The organism is Pseudomonas sp. S3_A03, from assembly GCF_054668275.1.
The window spans coordinates 372,546-390,198 of record NZ_CP162753.1 but is presented as its reverse complement, the minus strand read 5'-3'; the positions used below and the strand labels follow the sequence as shown (position 1 = coordinate 390,198).

Annotated in this window: 16 protein-coding genes and 1 pseudogene; 3 read left to right on the top strand and 14 right to left on the bottom strand. The window is 62.1% G+C overall.

Translation table 11 applies throughout. The features are described from left to right. Nucleotides 1-16: 16 nt before the first annotated feature. The gene (locus tag AB4O25_RS01815; RefSeq protein ID WP_017528267.1) at nucleotides 17-628 is read left to right on the top strand and encodes a TetR/AcrR family transcriptional regulator; all 612 of its coding nucleotides are present in this window, start codon (nucleotides 17-19) and stop codon (nucleotides 626-628) included. A 105-nt stretch (nucleotides 629-733) separates the two neighbouring features. Here AB4O25_RS01815 and AB4O25_RS01810 read toward each other — a convergent pair whose 3' ends face one another. The 12 genes and pseudogenes from AB4O25_RS01810 to AB4O25_RS01755 form a co-directional block, all read right to left on the bottom strand. Then, entirely contained in the window at nucleotides 734-1,837 is a 1,104-nt protein-coding gene (locus AB4O25_RS01810; protein ID WP_017528266.1) for a polyamine ABC transporter substrate-binding protein, read from the bottom strand. A gap of 40 nt (nucleotides 1,838-1,877) precedes the next feature. Next, entirely contained in the window at nucleotides 1,878-3,215 is a 1,338-nt protein-coding gene (locus AB4O25_RS01805; RefSeq protein WP_460150376.1) for an alginate export family protein, read from the bottom strand. A gap of 116 nt (nucleotides 3,216-3,331) precedes the next feature. After that, nucleotides 3,332-4,594, bottom strand: a complete 1,263-nt coding sequence (locus AB4O25_RS01800; RefSeq protein ID WP_017528264.1) for a serine hydrolase domain-containing protein — start codon at nucleotides 4,592-4,594, stop codon at nucleotides 3,332-3,334. 123 nt (nucleotides 4,595-4,717) lie between these two features. Next, nucleotides 4,718-5,215, bottom strand: coding sequence for a flavin reductase (locus AB4O25_RS01795; RefSeq protein WP_017528263.1), 498 nt, complete (start codon nucleotides 5,213-5,215; stop codon nucleotides 4,718-4,720). 11 nt (nucleotides 5,216-5,226) lie between these two features. After that, nucleotides 5,227-6,186 (bottom strand): PDR/VanB family oxidoreductase, encoded by a 960-nt coding sequence (locus AB4O25_RS01790; RefSeq protein ID WP_017528262.1) that lies wholly within the window; start codon nucleotides 6,184-6,186, stop codon nucleotides 5,227-5,229. A gap of 50 nt (nucleotides 6,187-6,236) precedes the next feature. Next, nucleotides 6,237-6,977 carry an SDR family NAD(P)-dependent oxidoreductase gene (locus AB4O25_RS01785; protein ID WP_017528261.1) on the bottom strand — a complete coding sequence of 247 codons (741 nt, stop codon included), beginning with the start codon at nucleotides 6,975-6,977 and terminating at the stop codon, nucleotides 6,237-6,239. An 11-nt stretch (nucleotides 6,978-6,988) separates the two neighbouring features. After that, nucleotides 6,989-7,465 (bottom strand): aromatic-ring-hydroxylating dioxygenase subunit beta, encoded by a 477-nt coding sequence (locus tag AB4O25_RS01780; RefSeq protein ID WP_017528260.1) that lies wholly within the window; start codon nucleotides 7,463-7,465, stop codon nucleotides 6,989-6,991. A 15-nt stretch (nucleotides 7,466-7,480) separates the two neighbouring features. Then, entirely contained in the window at nucleotides 7,481-8,755 is a 1,275-nt protein-coding gene (locus tag AB4O25_RS01775; protein WP_223497240.1) for an aromatic ring-hydroxylating oxygenase subunit alpha, read from the bottom strand. Between the two features lie 19 nt (nucleotides 8,756-8,774). After that, nucleotides 8,775-9,136 (bottom strand): annotated as a pseudogene (locus AB4O25_RS01770) (IacB protein). 17 nt (nucleotides 9,137-9,153) lie between these two features. After that, nucleotides 9,154-10,326, bottom strand: a complete 1,173-nt coding sequence (gene iacA, locus AB4O25_RS01765; protein ID WP_065878576.1) for an indole-3-acetate monooxygenase — start codon at nucleotides 10,324-10,326, stop codon at nucleotides 9,154-9,156. A 442-nt stretch (nucleotides 10,327-10,768) separates the two neighbouring features. Beyond that, nucleotides 10,769-11,299 (bottom strand): nuclear transport factor 2 family protein, encoded by a 531-nt coding sequence (locus AB4O25_RS01760; protein WP_017528256.1) that lies wholly within the window; start codon nucleotides 11,297-11,299, stop codon nucleotides 10,769-10,771. Nucleotide 11,300: 1 nt separating this feature from the next. After that, nucleotides 11,301-12,425, bottom strand: coding sequence for an amidase (locus AB4O25_RS01755; protein WP_017528255.1), 1,125 nt, complete (start codon nucleotides 12,423-12,425; stop codon nucleotides 11,301-11,303). Between the two features lie 193 nt (nucleotides 12,426-12,618). Here AB4O25_RS01755 and AB4O25_RS01750 point away from each other — a divergent pair, with 193 nt between their 5' ends. Both AB4O25_RS01750 and AB4O25_RS01745 read left to right on the top strand, forming a co-directional pair. Beyond that, nucleotides 12,619-13,095: a MarR family winged helix-turn-helix transcriptional regulator gene (locus tag AB4O25_RS01750; RefSeq protein ID WP_017528254.1), complete on the top strand. Its 477-nt coding sequence runs from the start codon at nucleotides 12,619-12,621 to the stop codon at nucleotides 13,093-13,095. Between the two features lie 137 nt (nucleotides 13,096-13,232). Further along, nucleotides 13,233-14,717, top strand: a complete 1,485-nt coding sequence (locus AB4O25_RS01745; RefSeq protein ID WP_065878580.1) for an aldehyde dehydrogenase family protein — start codon at nucleotides 13,233-13,235, stop codon at nucleotides 14,715-14,717. A 774-nt stretch (nucleotides 14,718-15,491) separates the two neighbouring features. On the opposite strand, the gene feaR is transcribed toward AB4O25_RS01745, so the two are convergent. Both feaR and AB4O25_RS01735 read right to left on the bottom strand, forming a co-directional pair. Next, complete coding sequence (gene feaR / locus AB4O25_RS01740) at nucleotides 15,492-16,391, bottom strand: transcriptional regulator FeaR (RefSeq protein ID WP_065878584.1); 900 nt, start codon at nucleotides 16,389-16,391, stop codon at nucleotides 15,492-15,494. 22 nt (nucleotides 16,392-16,413) lie between these two features. Continuing rightward, nucleotides 16,414-17,625, bottom strand: coding sequence for an MFS transporter (locus AB4O25_RS01735; protein WP_460150373.1), 1,212 nt, complete (start codon nucleotides 17,623-17,625; stop codon nucleotides 16,414-16,416). Nucleotides 17,626-17,653: the final 28 nt, after the last annotated feature.

Genomic DNA, 17,653 nt, shown 5'->3' with positions numbered 1-17,653 from the left:
GTGACAAGGACCTCCCGTGAGCGGACTGCGTGAACGTCAGAAAGCCGAACGACGGCAAGCCATCAGCCAGGCAGCCATCGAACTGTTCGAGCGCCAGGGTTTCCAGAACACCACCATCGAACAGATCGCCAGCCAGGCCGGCGTGTCGCCGCCCACGGTGTTCAAGTACTTCGGCAACAAGCAGGAAATCATCCTCGAAATCCTGCACAACGCCGACCAGCGCGCCATCAGCGACACCCGCAGCCTGATCCAGGACATCCAGGACCCGGTCGATGCGATGTGCCATTTGGAGCGGCTGTTGACCGGTTACGCCTTGGAGGTCATGCACCCCAGCCTCTGGCGCGAACTGCTGCCGCTGATCCTGTTCGGTGGCAGCAATGAATTGCCCGCAGGCTACAGGGCCATGAACGATGCGCTCAGGGCCGAAATCAGCCAATTGCTCCGGGAATTGCAGCAAGCCGGCAAACTGCGCCCGCAACTGGATGTGGAACTGGCCGCGTTCCTGTTGAACGACTACTCACACCTGCAACTGTTCAGGCTGGTCAACCAGGAACAGCCGGATATCGAGGCGCACTCCTTGCAGGTCAGGCGCATCACCGAGTTGCTGTTTTATGGCATGCAGGCCTGATACCGGTAGCGGTAGGTCAGTGACCCATGTACTGACTGACCCATTGCTATCGGGAGCAAGCCCCCTCCTACATGAATCCACCACCCACCCCGTCAGCCGCGCTGCTCAGCGGTTGGTCTTGATGGCGGTCCAGGTACGGTTGCGGATGCGCTCCACCGCGGAGGGCACCGGCTCCAGGGCGAACAGGGTCTTGCGGGCCTCTTGCGGCACGTACATGTTGGGATTGTTGCGAATGCCGGCATCCACCAACGCGGTGGCGTCCTTGTTCGGGTTGGGGTAGCCGATCTGGTTGCTGATGCGCGCAATCACGTCCGGGCGCAGGATGTAATTGATGAACACGTGGGCCTCGGCAGTGTCGGGCGCATTGGCCGGGATCATCATCACGTCCGACCACATCGGCGCGCCTTCCTTGGGCAGCGCCATCGCGACCTTGACGCCCTTGCCGGCGGCATCGGCCAAGCGCGTGGCCAGGGCCACACCGCCGGACCAGCCCACGCCGATACAGATATCGCCATTGGCCAGGTCCATGCCGTAGCGCGACGAGTTGAAGTAGGTCACGTAGGGCCGGATCTTCATCATCAAGGCCTGGGCCTGGGGGTAGTCCTCACGTTTCTGGCTGTTGGGGTCCAGGCCTTTGTAGTGCAGGGCAATCGGCAGGATTTCATTACCGGCATCGAGAAAGCCCACGCCGCAACTGGCGAGCTTGGCGAGGTTTTCTTCCTTGAAAATGATGTCCCAGCTGTTCATCTGCACGTCCGGCCCCAACGCCTTGCGCACTTTGTCGACGTTGTAGCCGATCAGCGTGGTGCCCCACAGGTAGGGCGCGGCATAACGATTGCCGGTGTCGCCCACCACCTCCAGGGATTGCATGAACTGCGGGTCCAGATGCTGCCAGTTCGGCAACTGCCGGCGGTCCAGCGGTTGCACGGCACCGGCCTTGATCAAGTGCCCCAGGTTGGCGGTGCCAGGGAACACCACGTCATATCCCGAGTTGCCCGTCAGCAGCTTGGACTCCATGGTTTCGGCACTGTCGAACACGTCATAAATCGGGCGAATACCGGTTTCTTCCTGGAAGCTCTTGAGTACGTCAGGCGGCAGGTATTCGATCCAGTTGTAGATGCGCACGGTTCGTTCTTCGGCCAGGCAAAAACCGCTGATCAACAGCGAAGCAAGCGTGCCCAGCAAGGTGTTACGCAAAAAACCATTCATGATGAAAACACTCCAGCGCGGCCGCGATGGCTCGCAGCACTTAATAGCGATAGGTGAAATACAGCTCCAACGCACTGAACTTCTGGTCGTTGCCGAATACCTGCCTGGCAGCGGCCAGTGGCTTGACCCAGTTATACGACAGCGACGTATAGAACGACGGCGTGGGCGTCCAGTCGAGGAATATCACGCTCTCGTCGGCAAAGCGCCGGTCACTGACCGCCGCGCCCATGTAGTTTTTTTCATCCAGCCAGAACTGGTAGTGAATCGCGCCGAGGGTCAGGGTTTCGTTGAGGTGGGTCTTGAGCGAGAACTGCTGGACATTTTCGTTGCTGTTGAACAGCAAGTAGTTGCCGACCACGTCACCGACCAGCCACGTGCTCCAATCGACGAAGCCTTTGCTCAGCGGGTCCCAGGCTTTCTGGCGGTTATCGTCCAGGTTGTCGTCCCCGGAAAAACTCGCGTAGCGATAGCCGATCACCGGCGTCAACGGCAACGTGTTGAAGGCATAGTCGGCCTGGCCGTACCAGGCGTTGGCAGCGTAATCGACACCCTCGCCGCTGCCGCGCTCAAGGGCGTATTCGGCATTCAACGTCAATGCCTGAACACCGGGCACCTTGGCATTGAGCGCCCGCAGGTTGTACACCTGCATCCCGTCGCGACGACGCGGCAGCGTGCTGCCTTTGGGCCCCAGGGCGTTGACCTTCATGGCCATGGCGCCCAGCGTAACCTGGTCAGCGAGGTTGTAATCGAGGTTGACGCCGGTCATGCGGAAATCGCCCAGGTCATCATCGGTGCGCAAGGTGAACACCTGCGACTTCAGCGCGCCGTGGGTCCAGGCCAGGATCGCCGAATCCTGGAAGGCCGTGCGCGGGCCCAGCCAGTAGGCGGCGTCCTTGAACTGGTCGAGGTTGCCATCCATGACGATGAACCCCGTACCGATCATGTAGTTCTGGCGCCCGGCGGTGAAGGTCCATTCGCCGGCGCGCACGCCTGCATAGAGTTCTTCGGCGGCGACCTTGCCGTCGGAGCTGCGGGTGAAGCCGCCTGCATCGCCGTCGCCGAAGGTGGTGGCCGCCACCAGGGAACCGCCGGCCAGCAGGCTGAAATCGGGTTGCAACGCATACTCGAGCTTCACCCCCGGCTTTACGTAGAACTCTTGCCAGTTGATCCGGGTGCCGCCATTTTTGCCGTTGCGCCCATCGACACGGCCACTGCCGAAGTTGACGCCACGGGTAGACAACGTCGCGCCGCCCGCCGTGAGATTGACTTCACCCTTGAGGTTACCGTCCTCAAAGGTGTAGCCCGCCCACGCGACATGGGTGGTCAAGGGTAAGCCGAACGCTAAGAGCGCTCGAGAGAAACGCTGGGTGAAAACCATAAGAAGCTCCTGTGGAATTATTGTTGTTACAGGGCAGTCAATGGCGACGCAGCGCGCCGCCAACACCTGGCCAAGCCAGGTGAATAGAACGCAAGACTCTTATTGTTTGGCGTGTATCAGTGGCTCAGGTGGGCGGCGATGCTGCGCAGCATGCGCACGCTGTCGCCATCGAACGGGCTGACCGCCTCGGTCAGCGAGGATTGCTTGACGATCACCACGCCGGACGGTTTGTCGATGAACAGGTATTGGCCGTGGATCCCACCGGCCATCAAGGCCTGGCTGTGGTCGTTGAATACGTACCACTGGCTTCGATAGGACGCACCCGGCGTCCAGCGGGAGAACTCGGTATTTTGCGCGTAGATCGCCGGATCGGCCCCGGCGGCGATACGTGCCACGGTGTGTGGCGAGAGCAGCTCAACCCCTTCATGACGCCCGTCATTGGCCAGCAGACGGCCGAAACGCGCCATGTCTCTCAAGGTCGCGCTGAACCCCGCCCCGGCGACATTGCGCCCCCACGGGTCGGCCATGAAATAGCCGTCGCGCTCGCAACCCAGGCGCTCCCAGATCTGTTCCAGCATCTGGCTGCACGCCTGGCCCGAAGCGCGCTCCATGACCCAGGCCAAGGCCTCGGTGGTCGCGGTCACGTAATGGAAAAAGCCCCCATGAGCGCCGCGCTTTTGCAACGACGGCAGGTACTGATACAAGGACTCGTACCGCGTGTATTGCGCCGGTGCCGGTTGGAAGCCGCAGGCATAGCCGTATTGCGAGCTCTCTGAAGCGGGATCGTCATACACCTCGCTGTAGTCGATGCCCACCGCCATATCAAACAGCTGACGCACCGTGGCATCGCCAAACGCGCTGCCCGCCAATTCAGGCACGTAGTACGCGGCAGGCAAGTGGGGCTTGAGCGCGCCCTGGGTGACCAGTTGCTCACCCAGGGTACCGATCAGCGACTTGGTCACCGAGAACATGATGTGCCGGTCACCTGCGCGCTGGCCATTGAAGTAACGCTCGAACAACACCGTATCGCCCTGCATCACCAAGAAAGCGTCGGTCTGGCTGGCCAGCAAATGATCGATGACACGGATGCTCAACCCGCATTCACTGTCGAAGTACAACGCATCCAGTGCCGTGGGCGCGTCCTTGAGTGGACCGGCAGGCGCCGCGCCGGCCTGCACATCAATGGTGGGGCGCAGGCGCGCCAGGTTGCGAAACCCCCATTGGCTGTAGGGCGAGCGCATCCAGTTGCCCCACGTTACCCGCTGATTCGGCTCTGCCGGGAAGCCCTGCATCAGTAATGGTGCCAAGCGAGGCTCGGCTAAGGATTGCGCAGCCTGGGCATACAGGCTGACGAGTGACGGCGTGATTTTCTGACCCATGGCATAACCCTGGAAATGACTCTGCGTTTGAGCAGATGCGCCGCAATCATTAACCAGGTATTATTCTTTAGTCAATAAATTATTTTACCGACACTCACAACTTTCAGCCTTCGAACAATGCCGTCAGCAGGCCTTCGACGCGTGGCCCAGACGGTGGTAGGCACGGTTGAAATACACCAGCCCCTCGTCGGCGCCGCTCTGGCGAATGGTCTGGATCTGGCAGTAAAAAATACTGTGAGACCCCACCTCGTGTACCTGCACGATACGGCAGTCGAAATTCACCAGCGCTTGGAGCATCACCGGCGCGCCGCTTTCCAGCGTGGTCCACTCGGTGACGGCAAACCGTTCATCCATTGTCAGCGTGCGGTCGGCAAACGCGCCGGACAGGTGCTGATGATCACCACACAAGGTGTTCACGCACACCGAACCGTTACGCTTGAAATGCTCGTTGGAATGCGAGGAACGGTTCATGCACACCAACAGCGTGGGCGGTGAATCGGTCACGCTGCACACCGCCGAGGCGGTAAAGCCGAACCGACCCGCCACGCCGTCGGTGGTGATCACCGACACGGCACCGCCCAGCATGGCCATTGCATTGCGAAAGCTGCCTACGTCTACCATGGTCGTTCCCCTTAGATATCCAGCACGAGTTTTTTGGATTTGGCGCGTGAACAGCACACTAGAATTTGATCATTCCCGGCCTTCTCCTCGTCCGTGAGGTACACGTCCCGATGGTCCGGCTCGCCTTCAAGCACATCGCACAGGCAGGTACCGCACACGCCCTGCTCGCAGGAAATCTCGATCTTGATGCCGACCTGCGCCAGCGCGGCGAGAATGCTCTGCCCTTGCGCCACCTGTACGGTCTTGCCACTGCGGGCGGCCACCACTTCGAAACTGCCGCCCGAGCTGTCCACGTCCACCTGGAAATACTCCCTGTGGATGTGCGCCTCGGTGTAGCCCCGGTCGCGCGCGCCCTGGATCACCCAGTCCATGAAACCGGCGGGGCCGCAGGTGTACAGGTGCACGCCGGCCTCGCCACGGCCCAGCACCTTGGCCAGGTCGAGCTTCTGTTCGGCGCCTTCATCATCGAAGTGAGTGAACACCTGCGCAGCAAACGGCGCGCCGGCCAACTCTGCGAGAAAGGCACTGCGGCCGCGCTCACGCCCGCAGTAATGCAGTTCGAATGACTTGCCGGCCGCGTGCAGGGCGTAGGCCATGGCGATCATCGGCGTGATGCCTATGCCGCCGCCCAGCAGCAGCGAACGCCGCGCCTGCGCCGCCAGCGGGAACAGGTTGCGCGGTGTGCTGATCTGCACTTCGCGGCCTTCGAACAGAGTGTCGTGCACCCCCACCGAACCGCCGCGCGAGGCCGGGTCTTTGAGCACGCCCAGGCGATACAGGCTCGGGTCGGCGGGGTCGCTGCACAGCGAATACTGGCGCACCAGCCCCGGGCCGATATGGATGTCGACATGCGCACCGGCATCGAACAGCGGCAGCGGCGCGCCGTCACGACGGGTCAGGTCCAGGACGACAACGCCGTCCCCTTGCAGCTCGCGCTTGCGCACGACTACGTCCAACAGTTGTTCAGTCATGGCCGTTATTCCATGGAGTTCGCAAAGGCCGCCGTGGCGGCCGTTATCAGTCAGCGCATGAACAGGCCGCCATTCACGTCCCAGGTGGCCCCGGTGGTGAAATAGGCTTCGGGCCGTGCCAACTGCACAATCAGGTCACCCAGAAAATCCGCATCGCCAAGACGCTGCACCGGAATATTGGCCAGCAGGCCCGGCAGGCGTTCGGGCGGGATCGCCGCGCGCACCGCCGCCGACTCGATCGGCCCCGGAGCGATCGCGTTCACGGTCACCCCGCGCGCGGCAAATTCCTTGGCGAAGATCTTGGTCAACGTGACGATGCCGCCCTTGCTCGCGGCGTAATGCGCGCCGGTCGCGGTACCGCCGTTCTGCCCGGCCAGGGACGCCATGTTGATGATGCGTCCGTAGCCGGCCTCGGCCATGTACGCGCCCAACACCTGGCAGCCGAGGAACACGCTGCGCAGGTTCAGGCCCACCACGGCGTCGAACTCCTCGGGGCTGATCTGCAGCAACGGCGTGGTCTTGGTCACCGCGGCGTTATTGACCACCACGTGCAGCGTGCCGAAGCGCACCAGCACCTGGTCCAGGGCCGCTTCGAAATCGGCCTTGCTGCCGGCGTCCAGTTGCAACGCAAGCGTGCGCTCTGCGCCGGGGTCCAACTGCCTGGCGCAGGCTTGTGCGGCCTCAAGGTTGAGATCGCTGATTACCACCGAGTACCCGGCCCGCAGCAGGCTGGCACAGAAATGCTGCCCCAGGCCCTGCCCCGCGCCCGTCACCAACGCAATCTGGTTCATGTCGGCGCGCCTCAGAGGATGTAGCCGATACCAGCGAGGGCATCGTCACTGTTAATCAGGCTGACCACCTTGCGGTGGATCTTGAAACCGCTGTCGCTGCGGATCAGGTCGTAGGTCAGGTCGGCGCTGTAGAATTTCAGGCTTTCCTTGCGAAACTCGCGCACGTTCTGCGCACAGCGCACGCTGACCTGGTTGCCGTCGTCGGCCAGCACGCGGAACCGCGATTGCAGGCGCACCGTGCGCGGTTGCGGGCTGGTGGAGATCGACTCGCCGCCGGTCAGGCGCTGCACCCGCAGCTCACGCATGGCGTGGTCGTCGTAGGCGTAGTTAAGGCTGTTCTCGAAGTCGGTTTCCTTCGGGTTGATCGGAATGATGTAGGTGCCCTTTTCGGTCCACATCTTCAACCAGCCGTCGTATTCACCGTGGTCGAGCATGTCGCCTTCCTGCCAGATGAAAGCGGTGACTTCTTGCAGTAATTGCAGGTTCATAAGGTTCTCCACAGGTCAGGCCGACATCATCTTCTTCCACTGCTGGTACCCGGCGCGCATGCCGGTCTCGGCACTCACGTCGGACACTCGCCCGTCCTCACTGGCCTGCTCGCCGGGCAGGCCGCGATTGAGCATGATCCACAGGTCTTCACCGGCGCCGGCGCCTTTTTGAACCCGTTCCCAGGCTTCGGAGTCGTCGGGAGTGCCGAAGCCCATCGGGCCCTGGAAGTGCTCGTGCAGGCGCAGGCGGTAACGGTTGGCCACGGCCGGGCCGCCGTCCATGGTGATCACCGCGTGGTGGATTTCGGTCTCGGTCACCGAGATCGGTTGCAGTACACGAAAGAACGCCATCGAACAGGCGACGTTGGGAAACAGGTTGAGGTTGAAGCCAGTACCACCGACCGCACGCACGATCCGGCGGACTTGTTGCTCGTCGATGCCTTCGTCGCGCAGCTCGGCCGCCAGCCCTTCGAAACGCTCGGGGATCGGTTTGTCCAGGTCGGCCTCGAGGTCGATCAGGTCGGGAATCATCACCATCACGCTGTGGCCGTTGCCCAGGTCTTCGACGTAGCCGGGACCTTTGACGAAGTCGAACAGCGCCATGGTCTGTTCGTCCACCGATGACAAAAAGCTCTTGTGCACCAACGGGAAGTGGTAGGCGTCGGTGGTGTTTTCCAGTTGGATCTTCCAGTTGCCGGGGAAGCGGAAGCGGTGTTCGCCCGGCACCTTGATGCCGTAGCCGGCGCCCTGTTTCATGAACAGGTCCATCCATTTTTTCGCCGCGCCAAGGTAGTCTTCCAGCGGCTCGATATCGTCCTTGAACGTGGCGAAAATCATGCCGGCATAGCTTTCGGTGCGCAGGCTGACCAGCGGCAGCTCGGCCTTGTCGATGCAGTCGCCGTAGCTTTCCGGGTGCGGAATGCCGCGCAGCGATCCATCCAGTGCGTAGCCCCAGCCGTGGTAGGGGCAGACGAAGCTGTTGGTCTTGCCCTTCTTGTGTTCGCACACCGTGGCGCCACGGTGGCGACAGCGATTGAGCAGCACACGTACGTCTTTCTTGCGATCACGCACCACAATCACCGGCTGCTTGCCGACGTAGGTGGTCTTGTAGCTGCCGTTGTCGGGTATCTCGCTGTCGTGGGCGACCCAGATCCAGGTGCTGTAGAAAATCTTCTCAAGCTCGGCGTCGAACAGTTGCGCGTCGGTGTACATCGAGGTGTGGACGCGGTCGGCCTGCACCAGGTCGGCGGGGTCTACGGCGAGGTTTACAGCGGGAATCAACTTGCTCATGGAAGTGTCCTCGTCGGCATCAAGTACGCTGGATGATCAGCTCGCGCCCAACCCGGGCTTCAACCTTGGTGTAGCGCCACAACTTGTAGGGCCGTCGCCCACCGGCGTGCTGCGAAACAGGTTGCACGCGGTATGCACGGTCTCGATGTCCGGCACGTCGGCCAGCAGGTAGGTGGTCCAGGGGAAGCCATCGGACGGCCCGACCATGCTCTGGTCGTCATCCATGTTGCCCAGCACCTTGACCCCAGCGAGGTCGTGGATACCGTTCCACATGGCGCTGAACGCTGCCCACACCTGCAATTGCTCATCGCGCGGGGCGTCGAAAAAGTTCTGGTTGATGCCCATGCAGAACAGCACGCGCAAGGTCTTTTTATCGCTCATTTTTTTGTTCTCGACGGTTAGAGGTAGCCAGGCAGAGGCTGTTTGCCGAAGAACATGGCTCCGGCGTTCTGATAGGTGATGTCGCCCATGAAGGCGTGCTGGGTGACCACTTGGGCATCGTTGACGCAGCGCGCCAGCGGGCTGTCGTTGTACACACCGCTCATGCCCGAGAGCATTTGCGCGGTACGCGCCACGTCAGCGGCGACGCGGGTGGCATGGGTCGACGACAGCCGCAACAGGTTGGTCGCGGCCACGGGGACCGCGTCGCCGGCCAGCACGTAGTCCCAGGCGCGGTCGATGGATTCGTAGAAAAACGCACGCGCGGCGCGCAGTTCGGCTTCGGCGCGGGCAATGTCGACCTGGGCCAGTGGCCGATCGGCAATCGCCGGGGCGCCGGTGACCGACACGCGACCGCTGGCCATGTCCGCCAGCGCATCGAGTGCCGCACGCGCCACACCCAGGCCGACCACCGAGAGCACCTGGGTGGCGAATGACAGCGATGGGTAGCGGAAAAACGCCTCGTCCAGATTCGGCAGGCCACCGCGCACGAACGTCCATTGCTCGTCGACCCGCACGTTGTCGGCGACCAGATCATGGCTGCCGGTGCCGAGCAGGCCGACGGTGTCCCAGGTCTGCTCGACGCGAATCGCGCTGCGCGGCATCACCGCAATGCGCGGTAGGCCGAAGGTATCGCCACTTTTCGGGGCGATGCCGACACCGACGATGTCCGCGCCCAGGGAGCCGCTGGAGTACTTCCAACGGCCATTGACCACAAAGCCGCCCGCGACCGTTTCAGCCGGTTGCGGCGGGAAGATGCCGCCGGCGAACACCACGTCAGGGCCGTCGGCATACACCTGGGCAATGCTGGCGGGCGGCAGTGCCGCGAGGTAGACCGGGCTCATGCCGAAACTGGCGACCCAGCCAGCAGATCCATCAGCCTGGGCAATACGCTCGATCAGTTGGCAGAACTCGGCCGGCGAACACTCCAGGCCACCAAAGCGCTTGGGCACCAGCGCCCGGTAGACACCGTGATGCTTGAAGGCTTCGATCACATCCGGCGAGATATGGCGCTGGCGGTCGAATTCACCGGTACGGGCCCGTTCACGCACATCGACGAGCAACGCTTCGAAAGCGGGGCCACTGGCAAGCGGACTCACCGCACCCACCGCTGGTTTTTTTAGCGAATGCATACATTTACTCCGTTGTCAGGAACGGTATTGGGCTGGGCAGGAAATCAGGGTCGAGATGGGGCGAGACGCGCAACGAGCGGGATGGATCGGCATAGTGATTACCTTTGTTTTTGTGGGTGCCGTTGGCGGTGAATCTGGTCCTTAATACGTGAATTGTCAATTGATTTATCATGCTAAACAACACCACTAATCACGTAATTAAAAGCGGGAATTACTGGAACAAACAACTATATCTATTTGTTTTTAATCAATAAAAAACACACAAAACACCCCCGTATAAAACCTGAAACCCGCGAAAAATTATTTATTTTTTACACACAAAAATATGGGAGCGGGCTTTCTCCCGAAGGCGGTGTATCACGTCAACATGAGTCGACTGATACACCGCCTTCGCGAGCAAGCCCGCTCCCACAGGGGGTCTGCGTTGTTTTGGGGTACGGGGTTATGCGTCAGCGCTTGAGGGCACCGGTAGCTCGGCGTCGCTGTTCCATGCCTGCACCGGGCGGCCGAACAGGTTTTCGGTCTGGAAATGCGCCATGCGCCAGTGCCCATCTTCCTCGGCGAAGCGCACCGTCAGGCGCGCCGCATTGAGATGGGAGGCACCGCTGGCGAAGGTCGACGTCTGCAACATCACCCAACTGCCGATGACCGCATCGTCGCGCACCTCGATCAGCTCACTGGTGAGGAAGTGCACGTTGAGGGCAAAGTGTGCCGGAGTTTTCATGTAGCCGGCGAACATTGCCGCAATGGCCTCGCGCCCACGGTAGCCACCAAAACTCTTGGCGTACCTGGCGCCCTTGCCCTCCCACACCGCGTCCCGGGTGAACAGGCCGGCCAGCTCATCGAGCGGGGTGTGGGCGTCGAGGGCATCACACAACACCATGTAGCGGTTCATGCAGGCGCGGGCGCTGTCCTGGGTTTCAAAACGGCGCAGGCGTTGTTCCAGATCGGCGCGTGGGGCGGCTGTGTTCATGTCAATCCTCCTGCCCGGCGTAAAGGCGTTCAAGCAAGCGCCCGGCGATGGCCAGCAGTTGTTCATCGGCGCCCTTGGCCCCGACCAGTTGCAAGCCGACCGGCAGGCCCTCGGCACTGGCCAGCGGAATGCTCAGCGCCGGGTGCCCCGACAGGTTGAACGGGCGCACGAAGGCGGTCATGCCCAGCACCGCCTGGGTGTCGCCCGCCTCGGCCAGGGTCAGGGGTAAGTCCGGCATAGTCGGCAGCACCAGCACGTCGACCAACTGCAAGGCGGCGTCGACTTCGGCACTGAACTGCACGCGCACCTGCTCGGCCTGCGCCAGTGCCGCAGCCGTGGTGTGGCCGGCGGCGGCCAGGCGCGCGGCGATATCGGCGCCCACTTTGCCGGTTGCCAGCAAGTGCCCGCAGGCATCGAAGGTCTCGCGGTTGATCACCACCATGCCGGCCTCATAAGCCGCCTGGAGGCTGGGCAGTGCAAGGGTTTGGCCCGGCAACCGGCTGCCGGCGATGGCCGCGTCGATCACGCGCTGTACGGCTGCACTCGCCTGCACGGCCACGATGCCCAGGCGCGGCGAAGCCGGCGCCGAGACAGGTTTGAAGGTGACGTCGATGGCTTGCATGGCGGTAACCAGCATCGGCAGGCTCGCGGCAAACGGGCCAACGCAATCGAGGCTGCTGTGCGCCGGCATCACCCCGCGCCGGCTGACCCGCCCGAACGTTGGTTTAAAACCGAACACGCCACAGCAACACGCCGGGATGCGCACCGAACCGCCTGTGTCGGTCCCCAGGGAAAAATCCGCCAACCCGGCCGCCACGGCCGCCGCCGAACCACTGGAGGAACCACCCGGAATACGCCCAGGGAAACGCGGGTTCGGCGCGGTGCCGGTCCAGTGATTGATGCCCGTGGTGCCGAACGCCAGTTCATGCAGGCTGGTCTTCGCCACTATGCGGCAGCCTTGGTCCAGCAGCGCCTGTACCACATCGGCGTGGGCGGCTGCCGGTGCGGCATCTGCCAGGGCCTGGCTGGATGCGCGGGTCGGCGAGCCGGCGATATCGATGGTGTCCTTGACCATGACGGTCGGCCCATCGCCGCCAAGGGAAAGCTGTTCAATCACCAGGGTCATGTCACGTCACCTTCAGTGCAAAATGCGCAATCAGGGCGCCCGATGCGCCCTTTGCTTTTTTCACACTCACCGAATATTACGTGAATTGTCAATTATATTTCCGCGCACAATGGCGTCTGTAGGGCGGTCAAAACCCGTGTCGGATTCACGAGAAAAGTCTATGATTGCTCGCCTCCTTCGACATGAGCAGACCATGAGCCCACCCAAGAAACACGCAGGCCGCTACGACCCCGGCAGTGAAGACTTTCACAAGGAAGATTTCCCGTTCTACTGGCTCGCCATGGTGCATGGCCGCTACAGCCAGTACATGGAAAAGGCCCTGAAAAAAATCGGCCTGGACATCCCGCGCTGGCGGGTGCTGTTCATCCTCAAGGAGAACGGCCAGTCGAGTATTTCGGAAATTTCCACGCATGCTATCGCCAAGCTGTCGACCATCACCAAGACGGTTTACCGCATGAAGGAAGACGGCCTGGTGGATACCGCACCGTGCGAGGACGACGGCCGGGTCACCCAGGTGCGCATCACCGCGCAGGGGCGCGAGGCGATTGAACGCATCCAGGCGGCCACCGGTGACGTGTTCAAGCGCAGTTTCACCGGCATGACCGAAGCGCAGATCCAGCGCCTGAACCGCATGCTCGAAACGGTGTTCGATAACCTCGGCGAACCCTAGGCCGGCGCGGCACTGCCTGTCAGGCATAACCAAGTTCCAGGCGGGCTCGCACAAGCCGGCAAACGCGCATCCGTTTTTAATGCAAAGGTCTTTCGAGCGCGCTTCGGGCGCGACGAACCTTTCATTGGAGCGCCGCCATGCACATTGCCTTACTGCCTTCAGTCGTTGCCTTCCTGGGCCGCGACCACTCCAACTTCATCGACGGCGCCGCGCACACCAGCGCGTCCACCCAGCGCATCGGCGTGGTCGACCCCGGCACCGGCGAAACAATCGCCCATCTGCGCGACGCCCAGGCCGAAGACGTAAACCTGGCCGTCAACAATGCGAACGCAGCCTTCAAGGGCGCGTGGGCGCAGGTCACGCCCTACCAGCGCGGTGTCCTGCTCAACCGCCTGGCCGACCTGATCGAGGCCCATGGCGAAGAACTGGCGCAGTTGGAAACCCTGAGTTCCGGCAAGTCGATCAACCTGTCGCGCCATATCGAAGTGGGCCAGAGCGCGGTGTTCCTGCGTTATTTCGCCGGCTGGGCGACCAAGATCGGCGGCCAGACCATGAGCCCCTCGTTTCCCAGCCTGGACGGCGAGCAGTACAGCGCCTATACCCTGCGCGAACCGGTAGGCGTGGTAGCGGCCATCGTGCCGTGGAATTTCTCGCTGATGATCGGCGTGTGGAAACTCGGCGCCGCGCTGACCACCGGCTGTACCGTGGTGCTCAAACCCAGCGAGTACACCCCGCTGTCCCTGTTGCGCCTGGCGGAACTGGCAATCGAGGCCGGGATTCCGGCGGGCGTGATCAATGTGGTCAATGGCCGTGGCCAGGTCGGCCAACAGTTGATCGAACACCCTGGCGTGCGCAAGGTGTCGTTCACCGGCTCGGTACCCACCGGTATCGCCGTGGGCAAGGCCGCCATGGCCGCCGACCTGACCCGTGTCACCCTGGAACTGGGCGGCAAGAACGCCGCCGCGCTGCTGGCCGACGCCAATGTGGATGACGCCGTGGCGCGCTTCGTGCAGTCAGCCTATGTGCATCAGGGCCAGGTGTGTGCATCGCCCGAGCGTTTGTTCGTGCACCGCTCTCTCATCGGGCACGTCACCCAGAAAATGGTCGCGACGTTGTCGCAGCTGGTCATCGGTTCGCCCCTGGATGAACATGCCCAGTTCGGCCCGCTGTCGAACAAGGCGCACCTGGACAAGATCCTCGGCTTTTTCGACCGAGCCCTGCAAGGCAACCAGGTGGTATACGGCGCGCGCGCCGTGGACCGCGCCGGCTACTACGTGGAGCCGACGCTGATCGTGGCCACCGGCAGGGACGACCCGCTGCTGCACGAGGAAACCTTCGGCCCGGTGGTGTGTGTGCTTGCGTTCGACGACGAAGAGGAACTGGTCGAACTGATGAACGACAGCCCGTTCGGCCTTACGGCGAGTATCTGGACCAACGACTTGTCCAAGGCCCTGCGCCTGATCCCGCAAATCGAAGCGGGCACGGTGTGGGTCAACATGCATACGTTTGTCGACCCCAGTGTGCCGTTTGGCGGCGTGAAGGCTTCGGGCATTGGTCGTGAATTCGGCAGTGCGTTTATCGATGATTACACTGAGCTGAAATCGGTGATTATTCGTTACTGAGATGGGTGGGGGTGCTTGTTTGCGTGGCGGCCTTAGGGCCGACCAGGTTCTTTGGGTGTGAGTACATATCCGTTGCTGCGGTCACGGCGGCTATGGGTTCCGCCCTTACGGCGGGTCACTTTTGGAAAAGAGCCCCAAAAGTAACCAAAAGGGCTCTTGCCCCAACACTCGGCACCTCGCTTAGGCTCGGTGTGCCCGAACGTAGGCTTGAATACGTGGGCCGCCGCCACGCGCCATCCATGGCGCGGGGCGGCTAACCCGGCGTCCTGCCGGGTTACCCACGGATTCAAGCCTGCGTTCGGCCAGCGTGTTTAACGGGGCGCCTAAGATCAAAAGCAAAAGCAAAAGCCAGATCAAAAGATTGCTGACTTCGTCAGCGGCTGAGGAAGTAGAAGCGGCACCGCGTACGCTTCACTGATCAGGTCGGCTCTAAGGCCGCCTCGCTTTGTTTTTGATCTGGAGCGCCCCGTTAACCACGCTGGCCGGAATTCGACAGTGATTTGGGGGGTAAACCGGCAGGGATGCCGGTTTAGCCGCCCCGCGCCATGGATGGCGCGTGGCGGCGGCCCCCCAAATCACTGTCGGATTACGGGCACACCGAGCCTAGGCGAGGTGCCGAGTGGTGGGGCAAGAGCCTTTTGGTTACTTTTGGGCTCTTTCCAAAAGTGACCCGCCGTAAGGGCGGAACCCATAGCCGCCGTGACCGCAGCAACGGATATGCACACACTAAACCCCAAAAAAAGCGTTCACCCCGAAGCCCCCAGCAACCCAGCCTCAGTACCCACGATGTCTATAACTGCTCGGTGTCAGCCCCGTCTGCCTCTTGAACGCCTTGGAAAAATGCGCCGAATCGGCAAACCCCCAGTAGCTGCCAATATCAGTGATCGAACGATGCGCGCAAACGGGGTCGCGCAGGTCTTGCGCGGCCTTCGACAACCGCTCCCGCAGGATGTAGCGGCAGACACTGTCGCCACTTGCCTCAAACAACCTGTAGAGCTGACGGCTGGAGATGCCCAGCTCTTCGGCCAGCAACGCCGGAGACAGCCGGGGTGATTCAAGCCGTTGCTGAATGAGCGATTGCACCTCATGCAACTGCCATCCCGGCGAGTGGTCGCTCGCACGGTACTCCAGCACCGAGGCCAGCAAGGCCACCAGCGCCCTTGGCACACCCTCGCCATCCTGCGCGCACGACCACTGCGCCAGCTCGCCCGCAGCGAGCTGACGGACCAGCGTGCCCAGCAGTTGGCCGCACACCCCGGTGGTCGACAGCTTGCCGAAGCGGTTGCGGTCCAGGCCCTTGAGCAACTCGCTCGGCAGCGGAATCGACACATGGGCGAACAACCCCATGGGGGTCATTTTCACCGCGCCGCAAAAGTCCAGCAAAGCCAGGTCACCCGCGCGCAGGTCAAGCACCTTGTCGCCCAGCTCGATACTCATCGAGCCCTGCTGCTGCAACACCAGAAAACACCGCGCCGATGAGTCGCGCCCGCTTGAGCCGGCGGCCTTGGCAATCACACTGGCATTGCTGCGAATATGGGCGACCGCCGTGGTGCCCACCAGCGTCTGTTGCATGTCGCCGATGAACAGGCTCTGGCAATGGTCATAGCGCGTATCGAAACGGCCACAGGCCGCGTGCACACGTTCGTTCCACGCCGACAACGCTTGACCGCGCATGGGTATTCCCCTTGTTACTCGCTCACACCCCGGACATAACGGCGCTGCCCGCAGCCTGGGTACGCTGGAATGCCAGTTGGGCTCTCAACACCGCCGCACCATAGATGGCCAGCACCGCCACCGAACAGGCACCCGAGAACACCAACACCGCCGAGTAGCCGAATGCCTCGATCAGAAACCCACCGATGGCCGGCCCGAACGCCGCGCCGAGGGACAGGCAGAGTGCGCCCAGCGCGACGAGCTTGCCCGAGAGGTCGAACTCGGCCATGACGCCAAAGGTATAGGCCAGCACGAAGCCGATCGAAAACAGAAAACAGATCACGCCTATCACGTAGCTCGTCAGGGAAGCGAACTGCGCCAGTGCCACCAGGCCCAGCAACTCTGCAAGGATAACCACGGCCACCGGCATGAAACGCCCCACCTTCAGGCCGATCGCCGACGCGATGAAGCCACCGCCCGCATTGATCAAAAACCCCAGCGCCAGCACCATGCCGATGGTGTCGGAAGCCAGGCCGGTCTTTTTGCCCATGAGCTCGAGGAACGCCCATACCGACATAATGCCGGTCAGGAACACCAGGCTGGCCACCAGGCTCAACCACACGATGCTGCGACTCTCGGCGCTGGCAATCCGCACCTGGGCACCGGCCGCATCCCGTTGCCGCTCGCTGCGACGTGGCACCCAGGGCAGCGGCAGGATCCCCATCACCACCATGGCAATCGCGATGGTGATCAACATACCTTCAAACCCCCACACCGGCGCCACCGCCACCGGCAGCACGATGAGCAGCAAGGCGCCCGGCACGGTCTCGATACCCAGCTTGAAACCAAACGCACGTTCGGGCTGCGAGCTGTCACCGAAAATCGTCATCGCCAGGGCATACAAGGCACCTGTGCCGGCGCCCGCCAGGGCCATGATCACCAGCAGCGCTTGATAGGACGGGTTGCGCAGCACAAACAGGATCGCCCCCACCACCAGCGCCGACGACAACGCCGAAATGACCCGCCAACTGAGCCGGTGAATCCACAGCAAAGACGCCAGCCCGAACGCGCCAAACCCCAGGTTCATGGCCATCGCCAGGTTGCCCAGTTGGTGCTCGCCAAGCCCAAAACGCTCGGCAAACGCGCCAAACAGCAAGGGCAGCACGTTCAACAACAGCGCACCTGCGCCCGAGACCAGCCCTGCACACACATAGACGGAGGTTTTATCGATCGGATTTATTTTTGTAGTTTTCATTCCAATATCCTGGTTTTTTTAACAGCGG